Origin of the sequence: Lactobacillus sp. UMNPBX4, from assembly GCF_002554115.1 — a bacterium.
Taxonomy (GTDB): Bacteria; Bacillota; Bacilli; order Lactobacillales; family Lactobacillaceae; genus Lactobacillus; species Lactobacillus gallinarum.
In genome coordinates this window covers 1-3,900 of sequence record NZ_PCZF01000079.1, presented here as the reverse complement: position 1 = coordinate 3,900, position 3,900 = coordinate 1, and the positions used below count along the sequence as shown (strand labels likewise).

Here is a 3,900-nt window from a genome sequence, read left to right as displayed (position 1 = left end):
TTCCTGAACATGCTGGCTTATAAGGCAGATCTATATGGCAAAGAATTTCTAACAATTGATCCTAAGTACACCACCCAAAGATGCCATCAATGTGGCAGTATTATGGGGCAAAACGGTTATAAGAAATTAACCCTTAAGGATCGGGAATGGACTTGTCCAATCTGTCGAACGCACCATATTCGTGATTGGAATGCGGCCGTGAACATCTTAGAAAAAGGATTAGGCAAGTGGCAAAATCCTAAAATAAAAAAAGCAGCCTTATTCGGGGCTGCAGTCCGCTAGCAACTCGCGGACTCAAAAGGCTTTGGTAATTAGACGACCTCTATCGGCAATAGCCAAAAGATTATTGCTGGTAAGTCAAGTCCGTATCTAAGCAAGTTGGTGTTCTGGTTAGCGTAAGCTAACGAGCCACTAAGCCCTAGACTTCAGTCTAGGGTAGTTGACATGAGCTTTATGACATTATGTATGATCATCTTGATCTCAATGGTTGGTGGCCGGGACGTTCTGATTGGCAGATAATTTGGTCAACAGTCTTGATCCAAAACACTAACTGGAAAAATGTAGATAATGCTTTAGACTCCTTATATCAAGCGACTGGCTTCTTACCTGCTAACATTTTGGACATGAGTGATGAAAAATTGCAGCAAGTAATTGCCCCCGCTGGTTCTTATACTCGTAAAGCACAAACAATTAAAAACATTGCGCTATACTTTAGAGATCGTTTTAATTATGATCTTGAACTAGCTCAACAGCAGAATAAACAAGACTTGCGTAAAGAAATCTTGGCTATTAAAGGAATTGGACCAGAGACAGCAGACGTAATCTTAATGTATGGTTTGCGTAAAGGCGAATTTGTAGTTGATCAGTATTCGCGTAGACTTTTTGCATGCCTGGGTTGGCGAGATGTCCCACCTTATGAGAAAGCAAAAAAGATCATTGAAGAAAATTTAACTGATTTTACTCTGCGTAATTATCAAAATTTTCATGCAATGATCGATATGTTTGGACAAAAATATAAGTTGCCAAAGCAGTTTAATGAATCACTTTTGAAAGATTATTATTTAATGACACCTAATCAAGGTAAATAATATGCAGACTACTTTTACATACCACTCACCCTTGGGCAAAATATTATTAGCTAGTGATGAACGAGGATTAATCGGCTTGTGGTTTGCAACTAGCAAGTACTATGCAGATATTTTAAACGATGAGGTAAAAGTGGGTTCTGATGAATACATCAAATCTGCTCAAAAGTGGCTTGATCAATACTTTACTGGACAAAAGCCTGATTTTATTCCTCAATTACATTTAATTGGGACTACCTTTCAAAAGGGAGTTTGGCAAACTCTTCTACAGATTCCTTATGGACAAACTTTCACATATAAACAAGTTGCGCAATCGGTCGCAAAAGATCCACATCATTTACCTATTCGCGCAGTAGGCGGTGCTATAGGTAGAAATCATATTTCTCTAATGGTTCCCTGCCATCGTGTAATTGGATCAAATGGCAACCTAACGGGTTATAGTGCAGGAATAGATAAAAAAGTAGAATTATTAAAATTAGAAAACATACTATAATCTAAATTATGTAAAAAAAGGCGAGACATCTTGTCTCGCCTTTTTATTCATCTTCAAATAATTTATGTGGACCATCATTAAGAGAAACTTTTGGAAATTCTGTTTCTTGTGACTTAACTTGATCCTCATCTGCTAATTCAGCTTTCATTAACTCATCTTTTGCTTTGTTAGGGGTACTTTCTAAAAATAAAGTTTTGTTTTCTGTATCCTTTTCAGCTTCACGCTTTTTATGATCTCTTTTATAGAAATAAATAGAGCTTGCAACCATAGCACTTACGGCACCAATACCTGCACAAATCCAACCTAGTTTACATTTCATCATAATATCACCTTTTTCTATAAAAACCATCACTTTTATATTAATAATTATATCTGATACTGTAATTAAACTCATTTTTTATGCTTACGACCGATTATTTCAATTTTATACCGAATAATTTAAAAATACGGTTTTCTCAGGCAATATCTCATATAATTCAAAATGAAAGGAGAAAAAGATGAAATTTAAGCTTTTAATAGAACCTAAAAAAGAAGAATTAGTTCAAGCACAGGTACATCAAGAAAATGAATTTACAAATAAGTTAAAGTTATTTGTATTAACCAATGGTAATTCTAATCAAATTGCCGCATATGATGACAAAGATTTAATTGCTTTATCTTTGGATCAAATCGTTTTGATTACGATTATCGACAATAAGATTTGGGCTATTTGCAGCGATAATAAGAAATACCAAATACGAAAACGAATTTATCAGCTAGCAGATGAGTTACCTAACAACTTTTGGAGAATTAATAAATCAAGTATAGTGAATCGCTATCAAATCAAACGTTTTAAGGGAACTAAATCAGTTGGTGTAAACGTAATTATGAAAAACGGATTAACAGATTATGTTTCAAGAAGATGTTTTTCAAAAATTAGAAAGGAGTTGGATTAACATGAAACGGTTCGTTAAAGATTTTATTTTACGAGGATTAATCGCTGCAGGTTTTGGCCCGCTTATTTTAGTAATAATTTATTATGGTTTTCAATTAACAGAAAATGTAACCAGTCGACCAATGACAGAAGTAAACATCAATATTCTATCGACCCTTTTCATGGCTTTCGTTGCTGGCGGAATTGGAGCTGTTTTTAAAGTTGAAAAAATTCCTCTAGGTATCGCAACGTTAATTGATGCAATTGTAATTTATCTAGATTACCTTTTCTTCTATTTAATAAATGGCTGGATTCTTGTTAAGGCAACACCCTTATTTATCTTTACTATTATCTATATTATTGGATATATAATTATCTGGCTAATTATATATAAAAAAGTGAAATCTCAAGTTAAAAAGATTAATCAGAAATTATAAAGAGGATTTTCCTTGTTTAGTAGGAAAATCCTCTTTTCTATAATTCTTTTACCATATTAAAACTACTTACATTATCAGGATCAGGGATATCATCACTAGTCTTACCCTCGTTTACAAAGCCTCGCTTTTCATAAAATGAAAATAACTTCGGCAAGCAAGTCAAAGTGACCGCTGTCCTATTTTGCTTCTTAGCAATCTTAGACAATTTATCTAATAATTTGGTAGCTATTCCTTGCTTTCGAAATTCCGGACTAACTGCCAGACTTAAAACTGTTTGATATTGATCATCTTTACGATTAAGATGATTTTTAAAATAGATTTCATCTTCAATATAGCGCTTATTAAATGCTGGACCAAAAACATGTCCTACTACTTGATGATCAATTTCTGCTACTAAAAAAGTATCAGGATAGTTTTCAATTCGCCCGATCATATCTTTTTGAGTCATTTCTTGACTCATCTCAAAAGTATCCGATTCAATAGAAACTACTGAATCCAAATCATTCATAGTTACTGATCTAATTAGTCAACTACCCTAGACTGAAGTCTAGGGCTTAGTGGCTCGTTAGCTTACGCTAACCAGAACACCAACTTGCTTAGATACGGACTTGACTTACCAGCAATAGTCTTTTGACTATTGCCGATAGAGGTCGTCTATTTACCAAAGCCTTTTAAGTCCGCGAATTGCTAGCGGACTGCAGCCTAGCTTAGGCTGCTTTTTTCTTTTATTTTAGGATTCTGCCACTTGCCTAATCCTTTTTCTAAGATGTTCACGGCCGCATTCCAATCACGAATATGGTGCGTTCGACAGATTGGACAAGTCCATTCCCGATCCTTAAGGGTTAATTTCTTATAACCGTTTTGCCCCATAATACTGCCACATTGATGGCATCTTTGGGTGGTGTACTTAGGATCAATTGTTAGAAATTCTTTGCCATATAGATCTGCCTTATAAGCCAGCATGTTCAGGAA

General features: G+C 34.8%; 8 protein-coding genes. 5 read left to right on the top strand and 3 right to left on the bottom strand.

Translation table 11 applies throughout. The features are described from left to right. The 3 genes from CP355_RS09540 to CP355_RS09530 all read left to right on the top strand — a co-directional run. Positions 1-282: zinc ribbon domain-containing protein (locus tag CP355_RS09540; protein WP_143468931.1), on the top strand; the 282-nt coding region annotated here is incomplete at its 5' end. A gap of 179 nt (positions 283-461) precedes the next feature. After that, the gene (locus CP355_RS09535; RefSeq protein ID WP_098044420.1) at positions 462-1,088 is read left to right on the top strand and encodes an endonuclease III domain-containing protein; all 627 of its coding nucleotides are present in this window, start codon (positions 462-464) and stop codon (positions 1,086-1,088) included. Between the two features lies 1 nt (position 1,089). Next, complete coding sequence (locus tag CP355_RS09530; protein ID WP_098044419.1) at positions 1,090-1,578, top strand: methylated-DNA--[protein]-cysteine S-methyltransferase; 489 nt, start codon at positions 1,090-1,092, stop codon at positions 1,576-1,578. Between the two features lie 43 nt (positions 1,579-1,621). On the opposite strand, the gene CP355_RS09525 is transcribed toward CP355_RS09530, so the two are convergent. Beyond that, positions 1,622-1,972, bottom strand: a complete 351-nt coding sequence (locus tag CP355_RS09525; RefSeq protein ID WP_233187034.1) for a hypothetical protein — start codon at positions 1,970-1,972, stop codon at positions 1,622-1,624. Positions 1,973-2,075: 103 nt separating this feature from the next. On the opposite strand from CP355_RS09525, the gene CP355_RS09520 reads away from it, so the two are divergent. Together CP355_RS09520 and CP355_RS09515 are read left to right on the top strand one after the other, a co-directional pair. Then, positions 2,076-2,513, top strand: coding sequence for a LytTR family DNA-binding domain-containing protein (locus CP355_RS09520; protein ID WP_098044418.1), 438 nt, complete (start codon positions 2,076-2,078; stop codon positions 2,511-2,513). 1 nt (position 2,514) lies between these two features. Next, complete coding sequence (locus tag CP355_RS09515; protein WP_098044417.1) at positions 2,515-2,928, top strand: DUF3021 domain-containing protein; 414 nt, start codon at positions 2,515-2,517, stop codon at positions 2,926-2,928. Between the two features lie 37 nt (positions 2,929-2,965). Here the strand turns inward: CP355_RS09515 and CP355_RS09510 are convergent, their stop codons facing one another. Both CP355_RS09510 and CP355_RS09505 read right to left on the bottom strand, forming a co-directional pair. Continuing rightward, positions 2,966-3,451 (bottom strand): GNAT family N-acetyltransferase, encoded by a 486-nt coding sequence (locus CP355_RS09510; RefSeq protein ID WP_255405117.1) that lies wholly within the window; start codon positions 3,449-3,451, stop codon positions 2,966-2,968. Positions 3,452-3,630: 179 nt separating this feature from the next. Beyond that, positions 3,631-3,900: zinc ribbon domain-containing protein (locus CP355_RS09505; RefSeq protein WP_143468930.1), on the bottom strand; the 270-nt coding region annotated here is incomplete at its 5' end.

What these genes read in the sequence shown, in the direction of transcription:
- CP355_RS09535 (WP_098044420.1), top strand. Translation starts at nt 462, where the DNA reads ATGTATGATCATCTTGATCTCAATGGTTGGTGGCCGGGACGTTCTGAT.
- CP355_RS09515 (WP_098044417.1), top strand. Translation starts at nt 2,515, where the DNA reads ATGAAACGGTTCGTTAAAGATTTTATTTTACGAGGATTAATCGCTGCA.
- CP355_RS09520 (WP_098044418.1), top strand. Translation starts at nt 2,076, where the DNA reads ATGAAATTTAAGCTTTTAATAGAACCTAAAAAAGAAGAATTAGTTCAA.
- CP355_RS09525 (WP_233187034.1), bottom strand. Translation starts at nt 1,972, where the DNA reads ATGAGTTTAATTACAGTATCAGATATAATTATTAATATAAAAGTGATG.
- CP355_RS09530 (WP_098044419.1), top strand. Translation starts at nt 1,090, where the DNA reads ATGCAGACTACTTTTACATACCACTCACCCTTGGGCAAAATATTATTA.